The sequence below is a fragment of the Stenotrophomonas sp. ATs4 genome, assembly GCF_051861585.1.
GTDB lineage: Bacteria > Pseudomonadota > Gammaproteobacteria > Xanthomonadales > Xanthomonadaceae > Stenotrophomonas > Stenotrophomonas maltophilia_AS.
This window is the reverse complement of the sequence record NZ_JBLYPK010000026.1, coordinates 1-1,150: the sequence shown is the minus strand read 5'-3', so window position 1 is coordinate 1,150 and position 1,150 is coordinate 1. Positions and strand designations below refer to the sequence as shown.

At 61.2% G+C, this 1,150-nt stretch carries 1 protein-coding gene; it reads right to left on the bottom strand.

The genetic code is table 11. The features are described from left to right. Positions 1-16: 16 nt before the first annotated feature. A complete protein-coding gene (locus ABR323_RS21805; RefSeq protein WP_439450810.1) occupies positions 17-931 on the bottom strand; it encodes an IS110 family transposase in 915 nt (304 codons plus the stop codon). Positions 932-1,150: the final 219 nt, after the last annotated feature.

Here is a 1,150-nt window from a genome sequence, read left to right as displayed (position 1 = left end):
AGTAGCAACTGTCTTGTCAGGGGCAGCCGAGGGCCACCTCGGCGTCCCGTTTACGGGCATTGAGGATCACCAGCATTTTGCGCATGACCGCCACCAGTGCCACCTTGCTCGCTTTGCCCTTGGCCTTCAGGCCGGCGTAAAACTCGCGCAGCCTTGGCTCGTACCGGATGGCCGTCAGCGCCGCCATGTAGAGGGCTTCACGTACCACCGCGCGCCCACCGCTGATGCGCCGCTGGCCCTGCCAGGTGCCACTTTCGCGGTTCATTGGCGCCAACCCCACCAGCGACGCTATGGCTTTGCTTCCCAGGCGACCCAGTTCGGGCAGCTCGCAGGCCAGTGTGCTGAGCAGGATGGGGCCGACGCCTTTGAGAGTGCCGATGTCTTTCCAGCCGGGCTGTCCTTCAAGCTGCTCGGCAATAGCTTTATCCAATTGCTTCAGGTCGTCAGATAGCTGCGCTATATGGCGTTGCTTTATCGCGATCAGAACCGGATCAACCAAGCGCCGCAGACGCTGCATCTCACTGACCCGCATCTGCACCAGATGCCTGCGGCATTGCGCAAATTCAGCCAGCCGCTGTTGCCAGGGTGCAGGCGGTACGTAACGGGTCAGCGGCAACAGATGGGCCATCTGTGCCAGTACCGTGGCATCGAGCCGATCGGTTTTAGCGGCCCGGCCCGTGCCTTGCGCAAATCGCCGCGCACGCGCCGGATTGATGCGCACCATGGGAAGGCCGGCAGCGTGCAATGCATCCAAAGCAGCACGCTCGTAACCGCCGCTGGCCTCAAGAACTACCTGATTGATCGGCCACTTCTTCAGCCATCGGATCAATCGCAGAAAGCCACGCTTGTCGTTGCTGAATTGGCGAAATTGCTCTTCATGGACGGCCACATCCAGCGTGGCTTTGCTCACATCGATCCCGATCCCAAACATGGCAGAACTCCGCTAGGCTGACAGGGTCGAGAGCTCTCCCCGCTTGCCCAGTCTTATCAGTTCGAGCGCCAACTCAACCAACTGTTCGGGCGGTTCAGGGAGAATCCGGCGTGGGGACCCAAGCTACTTCTCGGTCGCAAGACCTGGATCCACACGGTCGCCCACGCCGGGCTCTCGGCACCCAAGGTGCCAGATCGGCAAGAGATAAGATCCACGCCA